This is a genomic window from Pseudomonas sp. AC083 (genome assembly GCF_979253165.1).
In genome coordinates this window covers 38,104-61,249 of record NZ_CEEDDH010000019.1, presented here as the reverse complement: position 1 = coordinate 61,249, position 23,146 = coordinate 38,104, and the positions used below count along the sequence as shown (strand labels likewise).

General features: G+C 59.0%; 20 protein-coding genes and 1 tRNA gene. 15 read left to right on the top strand and 6 right to left on the bottom strand.

The genetic code is table 11. The annotated features are described in order from the left end of the window. Window positions 1-237 precede the first annotated feature (237 nt). From AC0IXA_RS22905 to AC0IXA_RS22885, 5 genes are all read left to right on the top strand, one after another. Window positions 238-471, top strand: a complete 234-nt coding sequence (locus tag AC0IXA_RS22905; RefSeq protein WP_016773786.1) for a hypothetical protein — start codon at window positions 238-240, stop codon at window positions 469-471. 209 nt (window positions 472-680) lie between these two features. Further along, the gene (locus AC0IXA_RS22900) at window positions 681-1,028 is read left to right on the top strand and encodes a ribonuclease E inhibitor RraB (RefSeq protein ID WP_003223226.1); all 348 of its coding nucleotides are present in this window, start codon (window positions 681-683) and stop codon (window positions 1,026-1,028) included. A 477-nt stretch (window positions 1,029-1,505) separates the two neighbouring features. Further along, entirely contained in the window at window positions 1,506-2,915 is a 1,410-nt protein-coding gene (locus AC0IXA_RS22895) for a circularly permuted type 2 ATP-grasp protein (RefSeq protein ID WP_471814543.1), read from the top strand. A 12-nt stretch (window positions 2,916-2,927) separates the two neighbouring features. Beyond that, window positions 2,928-3,878 carry an alpha-E domain-containing protein gene (locus AC0IXA_RS22890; RefSeq protein WP_016773788.1) on the top strand — a complete coding sequence of 317 codons (951 nt, stop codon included), beginning with the start codon at window positions 2,928-2,930 and terminating at the stop codon, window positions 3,876-3,878. Then, entirely contained in the window at window positions 3,875-4,678 is an 804-nt protein-coding gene (locus AC0IXA_RS22885; RefSeq protein WP_016773789.1) for a transglutaminase family protein, read from the top strand. Before AC0IXA_RS22890 ends, AC0IXA_RS22885 begins: the two co-directional genes overlap by 4 nt. Window positions 4,679-4,796: 118 nt before the next feature. On the opposite strand, the gene AC0IXA_RS22880 is transcribed toward AC0IXA_RS22885, so the two are convergent. Next, on the bottom strand, window positions 4,797-5,618 hold the full coding sequence (locus tag AC0IXA_RS22880) for a c-type cytochrome (RefSeq protein ID WP_471814566.1): 822 nt from the start codon (window positions 5,616-5,618) through the stop codon (window positions 4,797-4,799). A 577-nt stretch (window positions 5,619-6,195) separates the two neighbouring features. Between AC0IXA_RS22880 and AC0IXA_RS22875 the strand changes: the two genes are divergently transcribed. The 3 genes from AC0IXA_RS22875 to AC0IXA_RS22865 all read left to right on the top strand — a co-directional run bounded on the left by AC0IXA_RS22875 (window position 6,196) and on the right by AC0IXA_RS22865 (window position 10,391). Then, window positions 6,196-7,401 carry an acetyl-CoA C-acetyltransferase gene (locus tag AC0IXA_RS22875; RefSeq protein WP_341639479.1) on the top strand — a complete coding sequence of 402 codons (1,206 nt, stop codon included), beginning with the start codon at window positions 6,196-6,198 and terminating at the stop codon, window positions 7,399-7,401. Window positions 7,402-7,425: 24 nt separating this feature from the next. After that, window positions 7,426-9,570 carry a 3-hydroxyacyl-CoA dehydrogenase NAD-binding domain-containing protein gene (locus tag AC0IXA_RS22870; protein ID WP_341639480.1) on the top strand — a complete coding sequence of 715 codons (2,145 nt, stop codon included), beginning with the start codon at window positions 7,426-7,428 and terminating at the stop codon, window positions 9,568-9,570. Between the two features lie 92 nt (window positions 9,571-9,662). Continuing rightward, a complete protein-coding gene (locus tag AC0IXA_RS22865; protein ID WP_130887530.1) occupies window positions 9,663-10,391 on the top strand; it encodes an amidotransferase in 729 nt (242 codons plus the stop codon). Window positions 10,392-10,460: 69 nt separating this feature from the next. On the opposite strand, the gene AC0IXA_RS22860 is transcribed toward AC0IXA_RS22865, so the two are convergent. From AC0IXA_RS22860 to AC0IXA_RS22850, 3 genes are all read right to left on the bottom strand, one after another. Further along, on the bottom strand, window positions 10,461-11,432 hold the full coding sequence (locus tag AC0IXA_RS22860; protein ID WP_016773794.1) for a magnesium and cobalt transport protein CorA: 972 nt from the start codon (window positions 11,430-11,432) through the stop codon (window positions 10,461-10,463). A 132-nt stretch (window positions 11,433-11,564) separates the two neighbouring features. Then, complete coding sequence (locus AC0IXA_RS22855; RefSeq protein ID WP_341639481.1) at window positions 11,565-12,287, bottom strand: 1-acylglycerol-3-phosphate O-acyltransferase; 723 nt, start codon at window positions 12,285-12,287, stop codon at window positions 11,565-11,567. Between the two features lie 221 nt (window positions 12,288-12,508). Beyond that, window positions 12,509-13,198: a crotonase/enoyl-CoA hydratase family protein gene (locus tag AC0IXA_RS22850; protein ID WP_076566844.1), complete on the bottom strand. Its 690-nt coding sequence runs from the start codon at window positions 13,196-13,198 to the stop codon at window positions 12,509-12,511. 297 nt (window positions 13,199-13,495) lie between these two features. Between AC0IXA_RS22850 and AC0IXA_RS22845 the strand changes: the two genes are divergently transcribed. The 7 genes from AC0IXA_RS22845 (at window position 13,496) to AC0IXA_RS22815 (ending at window position 17,864) form a co-directional block, all read left to right on the top strand. After that, window positions 13,496-13,585, top strand: a tRNA-Ser gene (locus AC0IXA_RS22845). Between the two features lie 234 nt (window positions 13,586-13,819). Further along, complete coding sequence (locus AC0IXA_RS22840; protein WP_471814542.1) at window positions 13,820-15,283, top strand: hypothetical protein; 1,464 nt, start codon at window positions 13,820-13,822, stop codon at window positions 15,281-15,283. A gap of 103 nt (window positions 15,284-15,386) precedes the next feature. After that, window positions 15,387-15,998: an adenylyl-sulfate kinase gene (gene cysC, locus AC0IXA_RS22835; RefSeq protein WP_341639483.1), complete on the top strand. Its 612-nt coding sequence runs from the start codon at window positions 15,387-15,389 to the stop codon at window positions 15,996-15,998. 164 nt (window positions 15,999-16,162) lie between these two features. Further along, complete coding sequence (locus AC0IXA_RS22830; RefSeq protein WP_341639484.1) at window positions 16,163-16,351, top strand: hypothetical protein; 189 nt, start codon at window positions 16,163-16,165, stop codon at window positions 16,349-16,351. A gap of 300 nt (window positions 16,352-16,651) precedes the next feature. Then, a complete protein-coding gene (locus AC0IXA_RS22825) occupies window positions 16,652-17,023 on the top strand; it encodes a bacteriocin (protein ID WP_341639485.1) in 372 nt (123 codons plus the stop codon). Window positions 17,024-17,158: 135 nt separating this feature from the next. After that, window positions 17,159-17,578 carry a glycine zipper domain-containing protein gene (locus tag AC0IXA_RS22820; RefSeq protein ID WP_471814541.1) on the top strand — a complete coding sequence of 140 codons (420 nt, stop codon included), beginning with the start codon at window positions 17,159-17,161 and terminating at the stop codon, window positions 17,576-17,578. Between the two features lie 118 nt (window positions 17,579-17,696). Then, window positions 17,697-17,864, top strand: coding sequence for a hypothetical protein (locus AC0IXA_RS22815; protein WP_016773805.1), 168 nt, complete (start codon window positions 17,697-17,699; stop codon window positions 17,862-17,864). 80 nt (window positions 17,865-17,944) lie between these two features. Here the strand turns inward: AC0IXA_RS22815 and AC0IXA_RS22810 are convergent, their stop codons facing one another. Beyond that, a complete protein-coding gene (locus AC0IXA_RS22810; RefSeq protein ID WP_341639486.1) occupies window positions 17,945-18,253 on the bottom strand; it encodes a contact-dependent growth inhibition system immunity protein in 309 nt (102 codons plus the stop codon). Continuing rightward, the gene (locus AC0IXA_RS22805) at window positions 18,250-23,037 is read right to left on the bottom strand and encodes an RHS repeat-associated core domain-containing protein (protein ID WP_471814540.1); all 4,788 of its coding nucleotides are present in this window, start codon (window positions 23,035-23,037) and stop codon (window positions 18,250-18,252) included. Before AC0IXA_RS22805 ends, AC0IXA_RS22810 begins: the two co-directional genes overlap by 4 nt. Window positions 23,038-23,146: the final 109 nt, after the last annotated feature.

Sequence of the window (23,146 nt, the reverse complement as noted above, 5' to 3'; positions counted from 1 at the left end):
CGTTGGGATGCGCAGCATCCCTGAACCGGCCTGCGCGGTGTCTCCGTTAAACCGCAATGGGCGGGGATTACGACTGCTGCGCAGCCGGACGGGGAGAAATCCCCACGCCACAGAGTCCGCCCTATCGATCGGATGGTTATTTTCACCGTTGTCGGCTGTAATCCTTTTGAACCAACTGTCGCGGAAAAAAGTCGAGATAGAGGTAAGCCCATTTACGGGTTGATCGAGGAGGCACTGATGCAAAAGTGGAAAGTCACTTTCGTGGATGATCACGGTGAAATTGTCGATGAAGTCTTCGAACGTGAGGAATGCCCGTCCGATGATGAAGCCGCGCGGCTCGTCAAAGAGCGGCTTCTTCCGGTCGCCGCCCAGCTGGATCTCAACGATCTGGAAGGGCGCACCGCCGATGCCGGGGTGAAAAACCTCAAGACCCAGAACGGCATCGAAATCCGCAGCATCACTCCTGTCTGAACACTTCCTGTCATCTCGTAAACCAGGCCTTGGCAGCGGCGCTCTCTTGGGGCTACTCTGCAAGCGAGATCAGCGAATGGATCGCTAAGGTCTGGTCTTGTCAGCTACATGCTTGTTTCCCGCGCGCAACCACGTTGCCGTAGTACTTAGGCCAAAAGGCCCGGGGCGGGAATACGGAAAGTCTATCCATCAATCGAGGGGGACGATTCATGAGCACAGCCTATCAAGAAGACATCAGCAGCAACGTTCTGCGCCGCATGAAAGAAGGCGGTTTCGATTTTTCCCGGTTCCATCCCATCGAGTTCTACGCGATTTTCCCGGACGAGGAGCGGGCGCGCAGGGCAGCAGGCAAATTTCGCGGTGAATCCATCAATGCCCAAGTCAGTGCGCGCGACGACGGCGCCTGGTCGCTGGAATTGAGCAAAGTGATGTACGCAACCTATGACGATATCGGCGATTTCGAGCAAGGCTTTTCTGCCGTGGTCGAACCGCTGGGCGGCATTATCGAGGGTTGGGGCGTGAAGCAGGAGGTGCGCAATCGTTACCGGTTGAATTGATATTGCGCATTGTCTGTCGGGCAACGGCTGACCTTCGGGTCGGCCGTTGTCGTTTCTGGCTTCTGCACATCGCAGTGGCAAAACCCTGAAACAAGAATCCAGGGCAAAAAAAAGCCACCGGAGAGGGTGGCTAAAAGGGAAGACGGGTATGCAATAAAGTCCTGTCGGGACGGGGCTGCCAAGGCAGTTCAGATCAGTTGAGCTGTCTACTTTGCGGCGGCGTGCCGGGGAAGTTTTGCAGCGAATGCGCGGATTATCCGCAGTCGCGGCCGGGCAGTGAAATCAACTCTGACTATGCTGGTGATAGGCGATGCAGTGCGTCGCAATGAAGCGGGGGCAATCGGGCCGGGGCATTTGCCGCACAGGAATGGTGCGCAGCCTTCGGCGTGGATCTACAACCGATTGAAATCAAAGCGTTTATGCCGATGGCACGGGCCTTGCGAAGGCCTGTATGTCCGGAGTGACAAGGAGTACGGCATGATCCGCACCTATTTTGACGAGATGTACGATGCCGGCGGCCTGGTCCGCCCGCATTACCGGGAATTTGCCCGCTGGCTGGCCGATACGCCCGACGAGCTGCTCGCGCAGCGCCGCCGCGAGGCCGATCTGCTGTTCCACCGTGCCGGGATCACCTTCACGCTCTATGGCGACGAGCAGGGCACCGAGCGCCTGATTCCGTTCGACACCATTCCCCGCAGCATTCCGGCCAGTGAATGGCGGATTGTCGAGCGCGGCTGCATCCAGCGGGTCAAAGCGTTGAACATGTTTCTCGCCGACCTCTACCACGAGCAGCGCATCATCAAGGCCGGGATTATTCCCGCCGAACAGGTGCTGGCCAACGAGCAATACCAATTGGCGATGCAAGGTCTGGATCTGCACCGCGATATCTATTCGCACATCTCCGGCGTCGATCTGGTGCGCGATGGCGATGGCACTTATTACGTTCTCGAAGACAACCTGCGCACACCCAGCGGCGTCAGCTACATGCTCGAGGACCGCAAGATGATGATGCGTCTGTTCCCCGAACTGTTCTCCGCCCAGCGCATTGCCCCGATCGATCACTACCCCAATCTGCTGCTCGACACCCTGAAAAGCTCAAGCCCGATCGACAACCCGAGCGTGGTGGTGTTGACGCCGGGACGCTTCAACAGCGCGTTCTTCGAACACGCGTTTCTGGCGCGGGAAATGGGCGTGGAACTGGTGGAAGGCGCGGATCTGTTCGTGCGTGACGACAAGGTATTCATGCGCACCACCGATGGCCCGAAAGCGGTCGACGTGATCTACCGCCGCCTCGACGATGCCTTCCTCGATCCTCTGGCATTCAACCCGGACTCGATGCTCGGCGTGCCGGGGCTGCTGTCGTCCTATCGTTCCGGCAACGTGGTGCTGGCGAATGCCATCGGCACCGGAGTGGCGGACGATAAATCGGTGTATCCGTTTGTCACGGACATGATCCGCTTCTACCTTGACGAAGAACCGGTTCTGAAAAACGTGCCGACCTGGCAGTGCCGCAACCCGTCCGAGCTGTCCCACGTGCTGGCCAATCTTCCGGAACTGGTGGTCAAGGAAACCCAGGGCTCCGGCGGTTACGGGATGCTGGTCGGGCCGGCCGCGACGACGGCGGAAATCGATGCCTTTCGTGAGCGCATCAAAGCCAAACCCCATGCCTACATCGCGCAGCCGACGCTGTCGCTATCGACCTGTCCGACCTTTGTCGAAAACGGCATTGCACCGCGCCATATCGATTTGCGTCCGTTTGTGTTGTCCGGTCGCGAAACCCGTGTGGTGCCTGGCGGTTTGACCCGTGTCGCGTTGCGTGAAGGCTCCCTGGTGGTGAATTCCTCCCAGGGCGGCGGCACCAAGGACACCTGGGTAGTCGAGGATTGAAGGAAGCTTGCCATGTTAAGTAGAACTGCCTCGGATCTGTACTGGATGTCGCGTTACCTGGAGCGTGCGGAGAATCTCGCGCGCATGCTCGACATCAGTTATTCGCTGTCGCTGATGCCGCAGGACGGGCGCGGCGACGGTCTGCACGAACTCGCCATGCCGTTGCTGATCACCGGCACCCTGGACGATTACCTTGAACGCCACGGCGACCTCCACGCAGAGCGCCTGCTGCATTTCTTCGCACTGGATGCGGCCAACCCGGCCAGTATCTACAGCTGCCTTGGTGCAGCGCGGGCCAGTGCTCATGCGGTACGCGGGCGAATCACCGCGGACATGTGGGAAAACATCAACGCGACCTGGCTGGAAATTCGCGGCATTGCCGAACAGGGCTTGAGCCGCTATGGCATGAGTCGTTTCTGTGAATGGATCAAGGAACGTTCGCACCTGTTTCGTGGCGCCTCATACGGCACGATCATGCGCAACGACGCGTTTCGCTTTATTCGTCTGGGCACGTTTATCGAGCGCGCGGACAACACGCTGCGCCTGCTCGATGCCCGTTACGAAATGGCCGGCGATCAGGCCGAAGCAGTCAGCGACGGCACGGCGCACGCCTATTACCAATGGAGTGCGCTGCTGCGCGCCTTGTCCTCATTCGAGGCATACACCGAAATCTACCGCGACGCGCCCGGCGCCCGGCATGTCGCCGAACTGCTGCTGTTGCGCGCCGACGTGCCGCGTTCGCTGCGTGCCTGTACCGAAGAAATCGACCAGATCCTCGCGCAACTGCCAGGCGCCAACGGCCGACCGGCACAACGCCTGGCGGCGGAAATGGACGCGCGCCTGCGCTACACCGGCATCAACGAAATCCTCGAAGAAGGCCTGCACGCCTGGCTGACCGAATTCATCCCGCTGGTGCGCCAGTTGGGCAACGCCATTCACAGTTCCTATCTGGAGGCTGCATGAGACTTTCCATAAGCCACGAGACCACCTATCACTACGAAGATCAGGTGCGCGCGAGCATCCAGTACCTGCGCCTGACGCCCCACGACAGCGAGCGCCAGCATGTCCTCAGTTGGCAACTCGACCTGCCGCGTCCGGTGCGTGCGCAGCTCGATCCGTTCGGCAACATTCTGCATGTGCTGACCATGGACGAGCCCCACGAAGCGATCATCATCGGCGCCCGTGGTCAGGTCGATATTGACGAATTGCGCGAGGCCGAACATGAGAGCCAGTCGGCGCTGCCGTTCCTGCGCTTCACGCGCCTGACCGAAGCCGACGAAGCCTTGCGCGAATTTGCCGCGAAGAACTGCAAGCAACGGCGTGATCGCACCGCGCTGATCGACTTGATGCACGGTCTGAATCAGCACATGACCTACACGCCGGGCTCGACTGAAGTCGACACCAGCGCCGCCGAAGCTTTCGCCGGTCGCGCCGGGGTTTGTCAGGATCATACCCATGCGTTTCTGGCCTGCGCGCGCAGCCTCGGCGTGCCGTCGCGTTACGTGTCGGGTTATCTGTATAGCGAAGATTGCGAGCATCTGGCCAGTCATGCCTGGGCAGAAGCGTGGCTGGATGACGCCTGGTACAGCTTCGACGTGACCAACCAACTGGCGCGTCCGGAGCGACACTTGAAGCTGGCGGTCGGCCTGGATTATCTCGATGCCTGCCCGGTCCGTGGCATGCGCCGGGGCGGCGGCTGTGAGCAGATGCATGCGAAGGTGTTCGTCTCGCCGACGCCGGTGATTTCCGTCCAGCAACAATAGCTCGACGCTCCCAAGCCCTGTGGGAGCGAGTCTGCTCGCGAAAGCGGTCCATCAGCCAGCCAATCAGCGACTGACACTCCGCCTTCGCGAGCAGGCTCGCTCCTACAAGGGGACTGCGTCAAGGCTTGGCTTTGCGTTCAGCCATGTGCTTGAGATAGCCCACCAGCATTTCAAGGTCTCCATCCGGCAGCACCTGCGCCGAAAGCCCCGGCATCTTCGCTTGCGGCCACTGACGCAAACTCTGCGGATCGCGGATGTAGCGCTTCAAGAAATCCGCCCCGAAATACTCGGTCGGGCTATACGGAATATTCAGATCCGGCCCGAACTGCGCGTCTCCGGCACCATTCAGCCGGTGGCAGGCCAGGCAGTTTTTCTGAAACAGGGCAAAACCCTTGTTCACCGGATCATCGGCCTTCAAGCCAGGATCGGGCAGCAGGGCAGGAAAGCGTTGGGCCACTGGCGCCATCAGCTTGATGCTGGCGACTTCGAACGGCCACTGTTCGGGGCTGATATTACCGGCCTGCGGATCGGTCCAGACCAGATAGAACGGCCCGGCGCTGTGCTTGCCGGCAGACAGCGGTGGCCACGGCCGCGCCGGGTCCTCGATTGCCAGCCATGCGCGTGCGCCGTCCTTGTTCAGCAAGGGCGCAGCGGCCAACTCTGCGGCAAAGCCATCCAGCGCCACCGCCTGCAAGTGATCCTCCGGCTTGACCCCCGTCAGCAATGCGGCCAGCGGCACGGCCTGATAGGTCATGTCCTTCTTGTAGGAAACATCATTGTTGATCGTGAGAGTTTGCAGCTGAGGATGCTTGAGCAGCTCTTCGGTCTGCCAGGTGCGGCTGTTTGCGCCCAACTGCAGATCCAGTTGTGCGGCGGACAAGGGCAAGCTCAGCAGCAAGGCACCGAGCGCAATGAGGGTTTTCAAATGATCGCCATCCATGTCGTGGGAGTGCGCAAAGGTTGGCACAACCACGCTGGCCCGGGTAGCGGGCCAGTCACATTTTCAGTGGCGATATACAGCAGGCGACGGTTGAATCAGCCGATGACCTTGGTCAGATTCGGCAAGATCAACAACAGCGTCGTGGCGAAAAGAATGAGTCCTGCTTGACGTACTTTCGGTTGTTTGAACATGGCTTGACCGCCTTTATTGTTATTTCCTGATGCATGCCTGACTGCATATCCCTGACGGCACGCGTTGCACTTCCTGTTGAAGGACGCCCGTCTCGGCAAAACCCGACGACGATGGCGTACATCTTCACCTTAGAGCCCGCGTCTCCCTTCGCTTAGATCCATTTCATATGGAGTTCTTTGCAAAAGCTCTTAAAACGGCATGAGGCGTATTGCCAGCTTCTTTGCCGCCCGCTGGCTAGACAACTCGGTGACCTGAACCGGTTCACCTGATGACGGATGACCGTCCGTCTGAGCGTGCGCGTCAAGCGCTTTGAGCAATGTGGTCATTGCTTGCCAGCCGGCACAGGGCGAAAGTGAAGTGACAATAAATCAGGTTCGAGGACGTCATGACTGAAGCTTTGATTTTCGATGCGTTGCGCACCCCGCGTGGCAAAGGCAAGGCAGACGGTGCGCTGCACAGCGTGAAGCCGGTCAACCTGGTGGCCGGTTTGCTGAGCGCGTTGCAGGCGCGCACCGCGCTGGACACCAGTCAGGTCGATGATGTCGTCCTCGGCTGCGTCACGCCGATCGGCGATCAAGGCTCGGACATCGCCAAGACGGCGGTGCAAGTGGCAGACTGGGACGTCAGCGTCGCCGGTGTGCAGATCAACCGTTTCTGTGCTTCGGGTCTGGAAGCGGTGAATCTTGGCGCGATGAAAGTGCGCTCGGGCTTCGAGGATCTGGTGGTGGTTGGCGGCGTCGAGTCGATGTCGCGGGTGCCAATGGGCAGCGATGGTGGCGCCTGGGCGCTGGACCCTCAGACCAACCTGCACAGCCATTTCACCCCGCAAGGGGTCGGCGCCGATCTGATCGCCACCCTCGAAGGCTTCAGCCGGCAGGACGTCGATGCCTACGCGCTGCACTCGCAGCAAAAAGGCGCAAGAGCGCGGGCCGACGGCTCCTTCAACAAGTCGCTGGTGCCAGTACAGGATCAGAACGGCATCATCCTGCTTGATCACGATGAATTTATCCGCGCCGAATCGACCCTCGAAGGCCTGGGCAAGCTCAAGCCGAGTTTCGAAATGATCGGGCAAATGGGCTTTGACGCCACGGCGTTGCGGGTCTACAGCCATGTCGAGCGGATCAACCATGTGCACACGCCGGGCAACAGTTCCGGGATTGTCGACGGTGCGGCGCTGATGCTCATCGGCTCCGAAGCCAAGGGCCGCGCGTTGGGGCTGCAGCCTCGTGCGCGCATCGTTGCCACGGCCGTCACCAGTACCGACCCGACCATCATGCTCACCGGCCCGGCGCCGGCGACCCGCAAAGCGCTGGCCAAGGCCGGACTGCGGGTGGAGGACATCGATCTGTTCGAGGTCAACGAAGCGTTTGCCTCGGTGGTATTGAAGTTCATCAAGGACATGGCCGTCGATCCAGGCAAGGTCAACGTCAACGGCGGCTCGATCGCCATGGGCCACCCGCTGGGCGCCACCGGTTGCGCGATCCTCGGCACCCTGCTTGATGAACTGGAAGCGCGGCATCTGCGCTACGGCCTGGCGACGCTGTGTGTCGGCGGCGGCATGGGCATTGCCACCATCATCGAACGCCTCTGAGCCCCGACTTCAAGGAAACCTGTTATGAGCGAAGCCATTCGTTACGAAAAAGGCCAGGACGGTATCGTCGTGCTGACCATGGATATGCCGGGCCAGAGCGCCAACACCATGAACGCCGTGTACCGCGAGGCCATGGCCGCTTGCGTCGCCCGCTTGCTGGTCGAGAAAGACAGCATTGCCGGAGTGATCATCACCTCGGCGAAGAAAACCTTTTTTGCCGGCGGCGACCTCAATGAACTGATCAAGGTCGGCAAGCCCGAAGCCAAAGCTTTCTACGACATGGTGCTGACCCTCAAGGCGCAATTGCGCAGCCTGGAAACCCTCGGCAAACCGGTGGTCGCGGCGATCAACGGTGCTGCGCTGGGCGGCGGCTGGGAGATCTGTCTGGCCTGTCACCACCGCATTGCTGTTGATGACGCCTCGGTGCAACTCGGTCTACCGGAAGTGACCCTTGGCCTGTTGCCGGGCGGCGGCGGGGTGGTGCGCATGGTGCGCATGCTCGGCATCGAAAAAGCGCTGCCGTACTTGCTTGAAGGCAAGAAGGTGCGCCCGCAACAGGCGTTGCAGGCCGGGCTGATTGATGACTTGGCAGCGGATCGCGATGAGCTGCTGGCCAAGGCGCGCGCCTGGATTCTCGCCAATCCGGCGGCAGTGCAGCGCTGGGACGTCAAGGGTTACCAGATTCCTGGCGGCACGCCATCGAACCCGAAAGTAGCGCAGATGCTGGCGATTGCGCCGTCGATCCTGCGCGCGAAAACCCAAGGCACTCTGCCGGCGCCGGAGAAGATTCTGTGCGCGGCGGTGGAGGGCGCTCAGGTCGATTTCGACACCGCGCACCTGATCGAAACCCGCTACTTCACCGAGCTGACGACCGGGCAAATCTCAAAAAACCTGATCGGTACGTTCTGGTTCCAGTTGAACGAGATCAACGCCGGCGGTTCCAGGCCGCAAGGTTTTGCGCCCTATAAAACCCGCAAAGTCGGTGTGCTCGGCGCCGGAATGATGGGCGCAGGCATCGCGTTCGTCAGCGCCTCGGCCGGTATCGACGTCGTCCTCAAGGACATCAACCTTGCCGCTGCCGAGAAGGGCAAAGCGCATTCCGCAGCGCTGCTGGACAAGAAAGTTACCCGTGGCCAAATGACTGCCGAACGGCGCGAAGCGGTGCTGGCGCGAATCGTTGCGAGCGAAAGTGATGCCGATCTGGCCGGTTGCGATCTGATCATCGAAGCGGTGTTCGAGGATCGCCAACTCAAAGCCAGGGTGTCCGCCGCCGCGCAACAGGTCGTGGGCGGCGAAGCGGTCATTGCTTCCAATACGTCGACGCTGCCGATCACCGGTCTGGCGACGGCGGTGCCCGATCAAAGCAAATTCATCGGCCTGCATTTCTTCAGTCCGGTAGAAAAAATGCCGCTGGTGGAAATCATCAAGGGCGCGCAGACCAGCGCCGAAACTCTCGCTCGCGGTTTCGATTTCGTTCTGCAAATCAAGAAAACTCCGATCGTGGTCAACGACAGTCGCGGCTTCTTTACCTCGCGGGTGTTCGGCACGTTCACCAACGAAGGCATTGCCATGCTCGGCGAGGGCGTCAGTGCGCCGATGATCGAGACCGAAGCGCGCAAGGCCGGGATGCCGGTCGGGCCTCTGGCAATCTCCGACGAAGTTTCCCTCAGCCTGATGAGCCATATCCGTCAACAGACGGCCAAGGACCTACAGGCTGAAGGGAAACCGCTGATTGAGCACCCGGCCTTTGCCGTGATTGACTTGATGCTCAATGAATTCAAGCGAGCGGGTAAAGCTGCCGGAGGCGGTTTTTATGAGTATCCAGCCGGTGCCCAGAAGCATTTATGGCCGGAGCTGAAAACTCGCTTCGAGAAGGCAGACGGACAGATCTCTGCGAAGGATGTGCGTGATCGGCTGTTGTTTGTGCAGGCCATCGAAACCGTGCGCTGTGTGGCGGAGGGCGTGCTGACCTCGACGGCGGATGCCAACGTCGGCTCGATCTTCGGCATCGGTTTCGCCGCGTGGACCGGCGGGGCGCTGCAGTTCATCAACCAGTATGGCCTGAAGGACTTCATCGCCCGCGCGCAGTATCTGGCCGAGCAGTACGGCGAGCGCTATACCCCGCCAGCGCTGCTGCTGGACAAAGCGGCGAAAGGTGAAATGTTCTAAGGCCAGCGAGCATTTCGGGGCTTGCTTTGGCCACGTGTTTCAAGGCAGGCTCTGGGGTGTTCATTATTCCCATCACGTGTCAGGTATTTTTTATGTCGCTGCGCATCTGCATTCTCGAAACCGACATCCTGCGGCCCGAACTGATTGACCAATATCAGGGCTATGGGCAGATGTTCCAGCGCCTGTTCTCGCAGCAACCGATTGCCGCTGAGTTCACTGTCTATAACGTGGTGAAGGGTGAGTATCCAAGTGACGATGAGACTTTCGATGCGTACCTGGTCACTGGCAGCAAGGCCGATTCGTTCGGCACGGATCCGTGGATCCAGACCCTCAAGACCTACCTTTTGAATCGCTACGAACGCGGCGACAAATTGCTCGGCGTGTGTTTCGGTCATCAATTGCTGGCACTGCTGCTTGGTGGCAAGAGCGAGCGTGCATCCCAAGGCTGGGGTGTCGGCACTCACAGCTACCAGCTGGCAGCCAAGGCGCCGTGGATGAGCCCGGTGCGCGAAGAGCTGACACTGTTGATCAGCCACCAGGATCAGGTCACCGAACTACCGGAAAACGCGACTGTGATCGCCTCCAGCGATTTCTGCCCGTTCGCGGCGTATCACATCAACGATCAAGTGCTGTGCTTCCAGGGCCACCCGGAATTCATTCACGATTATTCGCGCGCGCTGCTCGATCTGCGCCAGGAAGCGCTGGGTTCGCAGATCTACAGCAAGGGTGTCGCGAGCCTTGAGCAGGAGCATCATGGCGCTACGGTTGCGGAGTGGATGATGCGGTTCGTGGCGCACAAGCCAGAAACGGCTCAACGCTGAAAGGGCCTGCCCCCACAATCCCTGTGGGAGCGAGGCTGCTCGCGAATTGCCGGGGCAACGCGGTCCCGGCTACAGCCACCCCGACCGCTTGAAGCTCGCCCACAAACTCACACACCCCACCGCAATAAACCCCAGCACCGCAAAATAACCGTAGTGCCAGGTCAATTCCGGCATGTTCTGGAAATTCATCCCGTAGATCCCCGCTACCGCAGTCGGGAACGCCAGAATCGCCGCCCACGCCGCAAACTTGCGCTGCACCACGCTCTGCCGTGATGCCTCGAGCAACACGCCAATCTCGATGGTCTGGCTGGCAATGTCCGCCAGCGTGCTCAGGTCTTCCATCTGCCGGGTCACGTGAATCTGCACATCGCGAAAGTACGGACGCATGTTCTTGTCGATGAACGGGAAACTGAGCTTTTGCAGCTCTTCGCCGATTTCCACCATTGGCGCCGCATACCGGCGCAAGCGCACCACGTCACGGCGCAGACCGTGCAGCTTCTGAATGTCTCGCTCGTTGAGGGCGCTACACAAGACGTTGCGCTCCAGCTCATCGATCTCGGCGTGGATCGCTTCGCCCACCGGCTGATAATTTTCGATGACGAAATCGAGCAGCGCATACAGGACGAAATCCTCCCCGTGCTCAAGCAACAGCGGGCGCGCTTCACAGCGTTGGCGCACATAGGCATACGACGCGGAGTGGCCGTTGCGAGCAGTGATGATGTAACCCCTGCCAGCGAAAATATGCGTTTCGATGAATTGCAAAACGCCGTTTTCGCGGACCGGCGAGTAGGTGACGATAAACAGAGCGTCACCAAAGGTTTCCAGTTTCGGTCGGCTGTGTTTTTCCAGCGCGTCTTCGATGGCCAGTTCATGCAAGTTGAACTGACGTTGCAGGTTGGATAATTCCTGTGCGTCCGGTTCTTCCAGGCCGATCCAGACGAAGTGGCCGGGTTTGGCCGCCCAGGCAGCACCTTCGTCCAGCGCAATATTGGTGACTTTCTTACCCTCGCTGTACACCGCAGCAGCAACAACTCGACCCATGGTGGTGATTCACTTCTTCTTGGCAGATGGCAGGGGAGCAAAGCTTCAGCTTAGCCGTGTCGCTGCTTGAGAGTCAGTGAAACTTCTACAGTTCAGCCGGCAAAAGAAAACCCGCACAGGGCGGGTTTGGTTTCACGTGGCTTGCAGTTGCCGATCCATCGATTCGATGCACTCGCGCATCTGCTCGCGGCATCGCTCGATCAGCATAGGCATGTCATCCATGGTCAATCCGACTGTAGGAATCGCCGGCAAGGAACGTATGAGAACGTTGCCGCTGCGCCAGCGATTCAGGCGCATGTGTTTTATATAGCTGCTCACGCACACCGGAACGATCGGCACGCCGGCGGCAATTGCCATCTGGAACGCGCCTTTCTTGAACGGCAACAAATCTTTACCGAGGTTGCGGGTGCCTTCCGGAAACACCCAGATCGAGGTGTCTTCATTCTGCAAGGTGTGGGTGGTCGTCAGCATCGACTGCCGCGCCTTGTGCGCATTGCCACGGTCGATCAACACATTGCCGGCCAGCCAGAACAACTGGCCGAACAACGGCACCCACTTCAGGCTTTTCTTGCCGATACACACGGTGCGGCGGGGGACGACATTGCCGAAGACGAACAGATCGTAGTTGGACTGATGGTTGGCAATGATCACGCAACTGTCGGGCTTGTTCATCAAGCCGTTGACCTCGGACCTGACCCGCAAACGCAAGATACACATCGCCGGCAAAGCGTAGAGGCGGGCGCACAGTCGGCTGTTGTCCGGGTTGAACGGGCGGCACAGTCCAAGGATCACGCCGAGCACGCCGGCCAGAATAAAGTGCAGGCCCATCAACAACATACGAAACACAAACAGCATTTTTGCAGGCCCACCGGGACAAAAGGTGGCGCAGTGTACGGATGTGCACTGTTTTCGGCAATTGCCGCTATAGAGTCCGGAGATGGCCGATGTTTAAGCGCATATTTCAGTCTTGCCTGTCAGGCGCGTCCTAGAGCTTTCCGCGAATCTTCGACGTGTGACGTAAGAAAAAGCCCGACACGAGGGTCGGGCTATTCACTTACAGGCAGATCCTGGACGAGTCACCCCAGATGTTGCTGATCCTGCAGGATGGCGTCGTCAAGAGTTTCCAGCAGTTGCTTGCGCACTTTCAGCTTGGTGTTCTTGTGCGCGAGCATGTTGATCTTCTTCAACTGCCGCGCGGCAGCCAGCGCGGCGCCCTGCAATTCTTCGGCTGTGACGACTTTGTCGAGGAAGCCTGCATCAACGGCACTTTGCGGATCGAACATCTCGCCATTGATCACCGAGCGATGGAAAGCCGAACGCCGCAAGCGATCACGCGCCAGCTCGATACCGGCGTGGTGCATGGTCATGCCGATTTGCACTTCGTTCAGACCGATGCTGAACGGGCCATCGACACCGATGCGGTAATCGGCGGACAACAGCAGGAAAGCACCCTTGGCCACAGCGTGTCCCGGGCAAGCAACGATCACCGGGAACGGGTGAGAGAGCAGGCGGCGGGCCAGCGTCGAACCGGCTGTCACCAGCGCAACGGCTTCTTTCGGGCCGGCGGTCATCACCTTGAGGTCATAACCACCGGAGAGAATCCCCGGCTGCCCGGTAATGATCACCACCGCGCGATCCGCCACCGCCTGATCCAGCGCCGCGTTAAACGCCGCAATCACATCCGGAGAAATCGCGTTGACCTTGCCATTGTTCAGGGTCAGGGTCGCGATACCGTCTTCGAGGTGGTAGGCAATCAACTCGCTCATGACGCTATTCCTTATTAGAAAGATGGGCAGACGTTACCCACCGCCGCAGGCCAGGTAAAGCGCCGTGACTGACCTGCCAGTCACCGTTTTGCGCTTCGGCCAGCGTCGCGCGCTTGTTGCCTGCTATAAAAGGAAGCGCACGGCTTACCCGAGATTGGCGGGTTAGCCATCGTCCGCTCTGGCTGAGCGCGGCGGCCTCTCTTAAGCGCATGAAAATTCTCAAAAAAAGTTTGCCATCGGAAAAGCTTTCGACTACATTAGCGCGCCTCGACAGACAGAACATGTCTGCAGAGATACGGTGAAGTGTCCGAGTGGCTTAAGGAGCACGCCTGGAAAGTGTGTATACAGGAAACTGTATCGAGAGTTCGAATCTCTCCTTCACCGCCAAATTGAATATCAAAAAACCCGACTTCGAAAGAAGTCGGGTTTTTTGCTTTCTGCGTGTTCGAAAATTGCTCGGGCATCATTTGCTGCGCATCGATCAGCTGCGCGCGGGGGCCGAAATCCGGTTTTGTTGGCATTGAACTATTGTACTGACCAGTTAGAATGGCCGAATTCATGGCTCTGCGTCACTCGCTGCATCAAAAAGGGTCGAGATTTACATTTCTGAGGTAGAGAGTAGTGGAACCGCTATTTGCAGTCGTTGCGACCACAGGATATTTGCTCCTCGTCGAGGTGCATTCCAGAAAAGTTATTCCGCTCGAGAACGATCGCACTGAATATTACGGCATTTCATGGTTTCCGGGCGGCAAGGATTTTGTGCTCAGCCACTCTGGGCTGGATAACGTAAAGCTGAAGGACATTCAGACCTACGCTACCTCAGAAGTGGGATTTCTTTCGCACGGCAATTTCCATTCCGAAACCTTTCTCTCGGAACCACACCAGTTGCTCTGCGCATCTGACGGTCGCGTGGTGTGTACCAACACCGGACGTAACGCGATCACTGTGTTCGACCTGGAAAAGCCCGGGCATTTTCAGGAAAAGCGGCTGAGCAACGTTCGCTGGGATCGTCTTTCACTGGAAGAAATCACCGGCGATCATCTCAATTCCGTATTCGAAAAAGATGGTCATCTTTATGTCATCGCTCACGGCCACCATAACGGTTCGTTAATGGCAGTACTGACTTATCCGGCATTGGAGATGGTCAGTGTCACGCCCATTGAGCGACGTACGGGCCTGCACAATGTGTGGGTATCGGACGAAGGGCAGAAAATTGCCTGCCACAGCAATATCGGTGCGCTGATCGATCTGGAAAGCAACGAAGTTCTCTGGGAGTCGGGGAGTCCAATCTATACGCGAGGCCTGGCGGTTTCGTCCGACATTATGCTGGTGGGAGAAAGCCAGATGACCGGACGTGATTTGCGCCGCAGTTCCATGAGCGGTTTGTGGGTTCTGGAACGGGGCACCTATAGAGCACTGGACTACATCTGCCTTGGTCCTTACGGCGCCGTCAACGAAGTTCGCTTGTTGAACGTAAAAGACTATGCACACCACGGCCATACTTTTCCGTTTGTATCGGAGTTGTTCGAGCGAAGTCTGTTCAACCGTAAGTCTGAAGAGCGTCTGGCTGCTTGCCAGCGTTCGAAAAACATTCAGCAGGAGTGGGCTGGCGTGGAACTCGTCTACGGCGTGCCTAAGACACTCGAAGACGGCGGCAAAGAGGCTATCCTCGGTAACCTGTGTCTGATCAAGAAGACCGAAGACGTTTCGCAAGCACAACGCAGCCTAGCGTTCAGTTATTCGTTGGACACGCCATCTACCGATTCTCACGTTGCGGTGGTGACTTATCAGGGCAGTGGCGGTGACACGGATATGAACGCACTGCTGATACAGCCTATCAATGATGTCGAGGCCGGACTGGTACTTTGGACAAATGATGGCGCGCACTGGAATCCCGAGCCCGATGTGCAGGTTACGGGACTTCCTCATAGAGGTGACGTTCGCGTGGTAGCGAGTGAGGCAGGCCTGGAATTTTATCTGAATGACGAATGGCGTCTTACAGTAGACGCAGCCAGGCTGCCTTTTCTCGAGGGCTCATTGGGTATTCGCTGGATCGGTTCGACTATCAGCCGGTTTATCGAATAGCGGTCGATCATTATATCTGGCCCGATCTACGGCTTTTGAGCGGCGAGTTGCCGCTCAAGACTAACGTTTTTGAACTCAGACTCTACGCGAGATGAGGATGCGTATGACAAGCGAAAAAAACAGCGTGCCTGAGAATGTCGTTTTGCACCCTACGCAAGTTGCTCCCAGTGATCGAGAGCGTGTCGTGGCGCAGAAGCCTTTTACCATTTGGTTTACCGGATTGAGCGGTTCAGGCAAATCGACGCTGGCGTTCGCGATTGAAAAAATGCTGATCGAAAGTGGCAAGCCTGCCTTCGTGCTGGATGGCGATAATGTTCGTCACGGACTTTGCAGCGACTTGGGTTTCAGTGCTGAGGATCGCTCCGAAAATATTCGCCGTATCGCTGAAGTAGCGCGTTTGATGAATGACGCGGGTATCTCCGTGATGGTGGCATGTATTTCTCCGACCAGACTGAGCCGTGAAAAAGCCCGATCCATCATTGGCGACGAGCGTTTTCTCGAGGTCTATCTGAACACGCCACTCGATGTATGTGAGCGGCTGGATCCGAAGGGACTTTATCGCAAGGCCCGCGCTGGTCTGATCCCGGAGTTTACGGGGGTCAGCGCACCTTACGAGGTGCCTGAGTCTCCCGCATTGGTTTTCGATGCAAGCCAAATGTCAGTCTCGGCCTGCGTAGAGGACATCGTCTCCAAGGCCATCGGTCTTGGGCGATAGGGCTCCAATTGTGCTACTCGGGGCGGATCCTCCGCTCGTCGGAGACCAAGCTTTGTGTGCGGCTAGTCCCGGAATGACCGGCTAGTCTCAAAATCCTCGGAGGTCGATATTTTCCAGGCAAAACAGTTTTGCCGGTATCGGCCCGGTTCCGCAGGGGAGAGGCTATGGCAGGTCCATTTATCGAAGATGATGGCGCTGAGTTTTCATTCAACAACTGTGTGCGCTGCGGTCAGTCGGAGTATCAGTCGGGGTTTGGCGAGGATCCGGTCAGCATCGGCAAAATCAAATCTACAGCCCCGAAAGGGCCGAAATCGAAATTCCTGCCCAAGGTCACGGCAAGGACCAGAAAGTGATTTCATCCAGTACCCCGTCACTGAACGGGGTTTTTTATGGGCGCAAGAATGAGGGGGCGGGCATTGACATTAATGTCGGTTTTTTTTCACAAACTTTTCACGTTGGCCAACGTAGTGTGAAGCCATCCGTTAGAAAGCAAGTCTCCAGCCCGTCTCCCCAGCGGGCTTTTTTTTGCCCGGCATAAAACCTTTTCCCTGATCGCGGTCCAATCGACGCTGTCGCCGGCGTCTGGACTTTCCTGCGCCGAGCGCATTAAATCCCGCTCCTTCTCGTCATCCCGTTTATTTGAGGTTTTCGTCATGCGTTTAACACTGCCTGCTCTGGTTCTTGGCGTTCTGGTTGCTCAAGGTGCAATGGCTGCCGGTGACGGCACCGCAGCGCTGGGCGGTGGCCTGGGTGGCGCGCTGGGTAACGTGGTCGGTCAGAAAATGGGCGGCAGCACCGGTGCCGCCATTGGCGCTGGCGTTGCGGGTGCAGCGGGCAGTGCCGTCGCCGCACGCAAGGGCAGCCGTACCAAAGCGGCCATTGGCGGCGGTGTCGGTGCAGCCGGTGGTTCGGTGATCGGCAACAGCCTGGGCGGCCGCAACGGCGCCACCATCGGTGCAGGTCTGGGCGGCGCGGCCGGCGGTGCCGTCGGCAGCAACCTGGGCAAAGGTCACAAGCGCCACTGAGACTGATGGCCTGTGAGAAGAAGCCCGACTCGATGTCGGGCTTTTTCATGGCTGAACGTTTCGTGCGAAATCATCTCCAATCTGCATACGCCCCGCTTGGGCGGACTGTCCCGATTCGGGAACTGCGAGGTTCATATGCGATTGTCATTATCTGCACTGTTTTTTGGCTTGGTCGTGGCGCAGGGCGCGATGGCGGCCGGAGACGGCGCCGCTGCCGTAGGCGGTGGTCTCGGCGGTGCGCTGGGTAATGTGGTTGGCGGACAACTCGGCGGCAGCACGGGCGCAGCGGTCGGCGCAGGTGTCGGCGGCGCCGCCGGCAGCGCCGTAGGCGCGAACAAACGCAACCGCACCGAAGCCGCGATTGGCGGCGGCCTTGGCGCGGCAGGCGGCTCGGTCGTCGGCAACAGCCTCGGCGGCTCCACCGGCTCTGCCATCGGCGCGGGCCTGGGCGGCGCAGCAGGCGGCGCGGTAGGTAACAATCTTGGCGACGACGACGGCGGATCTCATTCCGGTGGCCACAAGCACAAGAACAAACACAAAAATAAACATCGCTGATTGATCAACGAAAACCCGGTCTGGCGCCGGGTTTTTCGTGTCTGGCCGTCCGGCAGAGGAACGATTGGCGATAGGGCTTTTCGAAAGTGATACATCCCACACGCTCAAGAGGTGCGCCATGACTCCCGAAACCGAAGGCAAAGAAGAGAAGGGCCCGAGTGGATTACCCTTTATCAATGATCCGGGGAATGAAGATCCCGGGTCGCTGATGGATGATGCGACGGTGCCGTTGAATGATGCGGATGAGGCGGATATGGAGTATGAGGAGGACGGGGATGAGCAGTGATCAATATGAATTTGTTTCAACCAGTCTTCGCCCCACTGTTAGCCAAAGGGGCCTGTGCTTCAGGCCCTTGATAACGCCTGTTACCGACCAGCTAGCTTTCTGTTTAGTTTTCCTTCGATTTCACATAGCCATGCCTTTCCAGATATCCATTCGTTCCAGTAGCAGTAGTAACAGTTGAGCTCTTTCAGCAAATAAGCTCGCAACTCCGTTTCGCTGAGGTCCTTGCTAAGCAAGGTCTTTAGTTCGTGAGAGGTTTGGATCAGTATTTCGTTATTCGATGCGTCCAAAAACTCATCTATAACCTGGTCTGCCGTATCGTGTTCAACCGGCCAATCCTGGTGGAAGTAAGCACCAAAAAAATCTCGGATTTCAGGAAAGTCTTTATTCATAGCTCTGGAAATCCCGTTAACAAGAAGTAGCCCAATGAGGAAGAGGCATTTTTTTTCAAGACTAAAAGTAGGCTTGATGCTGGCTGGGATTGTGTCTGCCCATTGATCATACTCACGCCCACTGGCCGGCTAAAAGTGTGAGTAAAGCTCGTTTTTACTTTGTTACTTTCTAAAAACTCTTGCACTACTTGCGTATTGGCAGCTAAAGCTTCCGACGCGGCGGCCTCAGCCTCTGCACGATTCAAAAATGTAGACGCAGCCGGAATGTTGGGCTCTGCTGCTAATCGTTGCGCCAGTTGAGCGTCTGTACGCCCAACATGTCTGGCGATCAGATGTCCACCCTGAGCCTCATGCGTTGCTAGTCCTCCACCAGGGACAATTTCGCTAAACGGTCCATCGGCCCGTATTTCCCCAGGACACGGAGTGCAACTCAACCCCAACGGATCCACCCACCCCGTCGGATTCGGCACGTACTGGTACTGGTTCAACCCACCCGCGAGTTTCACCGGATCCGGCGTCAGATACCGCCCTAACCTAGGGTCGTAATACCGATGGCGGTTGTAATGCAGCCCACTTTCAACATCGAAATACTGCCCCTGAAAACGCAGCGGTTGGTCGAGGTAGTCTTCGCCGGCCAAGGTGACGGCGGCGACTTTGCCGTAGGCGTCGTATTGCGCGGACCAGACGATTTCGCCGCTGTAGTCGGTGAGTTCCTGTGGGGTGCCGAGGTGGTCGAGTTGGTAGTAGAACGGGCAGGCCTTTTTCGGGCCTTTGCCGTCGAGCATCGCGAGTGGGCGGAAGGTGCCGGGTTCGTAGAGGAAGCTGCGGTATTGCGTGGCGCTGCTTTCGGCGACGAGGTGCTCGCCTTGCCAGAAGAATTCGGTGACGGCGCCGTCGACGGTTTTGCGGATGCGCCGGCCGAAGGCGTCGTAGTGATAAGTGGCGGTCTGGCCGTCCGGGCGGGTCAGACCGATGAGGCGGTGCTGGCAGTCGTAGCGGTATTCGGTGACCAGGGTCTGGCCGTGGCCACGACGTTCGCGGATCAGGTTGCCGAAGGCGTCGTAGTCGTAATGGCGGTCGCCCTGCATCAACAGGCGATTGCCTTTGATCTGCGCGGGACCGGGGCGGTCCTGCATCAGCAGGTTGCCGGCCGGGTCATGGGCGAAGGATTCGGGCAGTTCGTCGCGCGAATGACGTACGCGGATCAACCGGTCGAGGGCGTCGTAGCCGTAGGTGCGCTGGCCGTGGCGGCTGTCGGCAATGTGCTCGAGATTGCCGTTGGCGCTGTAGGCATAATCGCGGCGGTACAGCGAGGCGTGGCGATGGCCTACAGCGTGGGCGAGCAAGCGGCCCTGATCGTCGTAGGAGTATTCGCTGAGCAGCAGACCCTGCTGGCGTTGCTGTTCGCGACCGGACTGATACACATGCCGGGTCAGCGGCGTGCCGTTGAGGTCGATGGCTGACAGCGCACCGCCCTTGGCGTAGTGATAGTCGAGCTTGCTGTTGTCCGGCAGGCGCATCCGCTTGAGCTGGCCGCAGGCGTCATAGGCGTAGCGCAAGGTGCCCCAGCCCTGATGCTCGTTGATCAGCCGGTCCTGACGGTCATACTCGAAGGCCAGCGGATGGTTCTGGCCGTCGTCAACGGCAACTAACCGGCCAAGGCGATCATAGTCATAACGTACCTTGATCCCATCGGGCAGGGTTTTGACCAGCAAACGCCCGGCCTTGTCGCGCTCGTAGCGGGTGACCAGACTTGGACCGAAATCACCAAACTCGGTCTTTTCCAGCAGATGCCCATTAAGGTCGTAGGCATAAGCCGTGCGCCGCCCATCAAACCCGGTTTCTTGTCGGATCAATCCGGTCGGCGTGTAATCCAGTCGGTACTTTTCGCCCGATTCGTTTTCAATCTCGGTCAGCAGCAACCGCGCATGGTCATAGCGATACTGCACGCGGGTGCCATCGGGGTTGATCCGCCGCGAGACCAGGTGCAGGTCATCGTCATATTCATAGCGGGTGATACGACCGAGCTCGTCGCGCTCAGCGGTGATCTGCCCGTAGGCGCCGTAGCTGTAGGCGCGCGTGCTGCCCGTAGGAGAAGTCGTCAGGATCAGTCGGCCGGCCGCGTCCCACTGCTGACGACTGACAACACCAAATTCGTCCTGAGTGGTAATCCGCCGTCCCAGCGCGTCGTAGGAAAAGCGGCGCACGCCGCCATCGGGCAGGGTTTCTTCGATGAGCTGGCCCAGCTCGTTCCACACCCAGCGATGGCGGCTGCTGTCCGGATAACGCAGCGACAGCAATTGCCCGCGCAGGTTGTAGTAGTAATGAGTGACCTGGCCGTCGGGATCGACCGCTTCGGTGACGGCGCCTTCAGCGTTGCGCCGGTAGATCCACACCGCATCACCACGGCAACGCTTGTAGAGAAAACCGTTGCGGTACTCGTAGGACGTTGGTGCATCGTCCGGCGGAATCAGCGCGATCAGCCGTCCGACTTCGTCGTAGCGGTATTCGGTGACCGCGCCCAACGCATCCTGCTCGGCGATCAAGCGCCCCTGCTGGTCATAGGCCTTGAGCTGTTCACCACCATCGGCCGCAACCTGGCGCACCAGCCGCGCGCGCTCGTCGTGGACGTAGACCTCTTCGGTGCCGTCGACGTAATGCACGGTCACGCTGGCGTCGTCATCGTTCCAGACGTAACGGGTGTTCATCTGCGAGAACGACGCCCAGTGGCGCACGCAGCGCGCCGCTTTGCCCTCGCGCTGCCACTCCCAGAAGAAGCTCGCGCCGCCGGTCAACTGGCGCTGGAGGATGACGTGATGGTCGTCGTAGTCGTAGCGCTCGCTGTCGCCGACCGCGTTGGTCGCGACCAGCAGCCGTTGCCGGACATCGAAGCTGTAGGTGGCGAGGTTCTGCTCGGTGGTCCACTCGCCCTGAACGAACACCTGATAATCGACCGCCACCAGTTGCGCGCGGTCATACCGCAACAGCAGCGCGCGCCCGGCGCCGTTGTCCAGACGCTGAATGCGGTCGGAGCGATCGCGTTGCAGGGTCAGACGATTACCGTAGACATCGCTGATTGCGGTCAGCCGGCCGGCGCGAAAGTGGTAAAACCGCGCACTGTCGCCGGCCAACGCCAGAATCAGTTCTTCCGGCTCATCACCGAGAAAGATCGCCGCCCGCGACAGGCTGTTGTGAATCGCCGGGCGCGCGACGCTGGGCAGGGGAAAGCGGGTGCGGCGGTTCTCGTGGTCGATCCAGATCACTCCATCGCCGTCGAAGGACAGCCGATGGGCCAGGGAATGGCTCCAGCCAAAACCCAAACCGATGTCGATCTCGACCGCGCTGCTGCGGTACAAGCGGGTGAACTCGAACGGCAGCACGCCATCGAGCACCGCGTCGGTCAGGGTCAGCAGTTCTTCGCCGGTGACCATCGACACCGGACAGCCGTTGGTACAGGTTTTGGGCACGCAATCGGCGGCATCGCCGTTGGGGTTCTTCGCCTGGTCAGGGGCGTCGTCGTGGGGCTCATGGCGCTCAAGGCGCGCCATGTTTTGAGATTTGTCCCGCGCGAGTGGCGCCGGATTCGGCACGCTCAGTACCACCGCGTCCGCCTGGCGAATGTTCAGTGGAATCGACGGTGTCGGCTTCAGCTCCACCTCGCGCGCATGAAACATCAGCGGCTTCAGCGTGCTCGCGTGCTGCTTGAGCTCCGGCGTCGAAGTCAGCTCAGCCAGACGCAAGGCTGAGGCGGCCAGCCATTCTCGCGCCCGAGGCGACTTGATCTTGGCCAGGACTTTGCTGCTCAAGCGCAGCGATACGCCGGCACCCCCGGCGACGCGCATCAACAGGAAACTGATGAGCAACTCGGTGCGAACTTCGGCCACCACCTCGGCGAGGTATTGCGGCGGCAGCATCTTCAGCCAACTGGTGAACGCGGCCAGATGAATGAACAGCAACGGCTCGTCGCTGAGCATCAACAAAGCGTTGGCAATCGCCTCGCTGGAAGCCGCCAGCAGCGCCTCAAGTTCGACTTCGCTCAGGTATTCCAGGAGCTTCGCGCTGTGCTCCTGCAGATCGGCAAGTAGGGCGAACAGTTGTTGAATGTCATCCCAGACGCCATTCAAAGCTTTTTCCAGGCCGCGCCAATCGGCCCGTTGCAACTGTCCGTAACGATCAAGAAAGCCGGCGCTGGAAAACTCCGTCCATTGCGGTTGGAAGCCTGTCCATTCGCTGCGCAGCCAGCCTTCAAGACCGGCAATCACGCCTTCATATGAGGCATACAGGGCGCGGACATGGTCGGTAGAAACATCGGGAAAGAAGGTGACGCGGTAGCGCTGGCTCCGCACGCAATCGGTGACCTCGAGGATCCCGCTCGGGCCGATGGTGTAGCGCAGTGGTTCGCCGAAGGTCAGCACACCGTCGACGTCGCTGAGCAGCGGTTCGAGGGTCACCGGGGTGTCGCCGATCGGCACGAAGCGCGCGGTTTCGAACAAATGCACCAGGGTCAGCGGCCCGCTGGCCGGACACATGACCACCGATGAGCTGACAGGTGCGCGCGAGGTGATCGGCGCGCTCAGTTGTACGTCATTGCCAACCTTGAACACCTGCTCGATGTCCAGCGCGGTCCCGGTCCAGAACTGCTCGGCCCAGGCGTCGTAGTTGTTCAGGCACAGGCGGAACTCATCGATCAGCGCTTCAAAATCTGGCTGCTTCGGATTCAGGGCGGCCACCACCAGCAGTCCGATGCTGTTGTTCAGGGCCAGGAGCTGATCGGGTTGAAACATTCGCAGTCGCTCGCGCATATGAAGAAACGGGAGCGCGGACTTTGCGGGGGATCAAAAAGGAAAGAAGTCGGGGAAGTAGGCAGTGTCTGTAGGAGTTTTCGCTAAATGC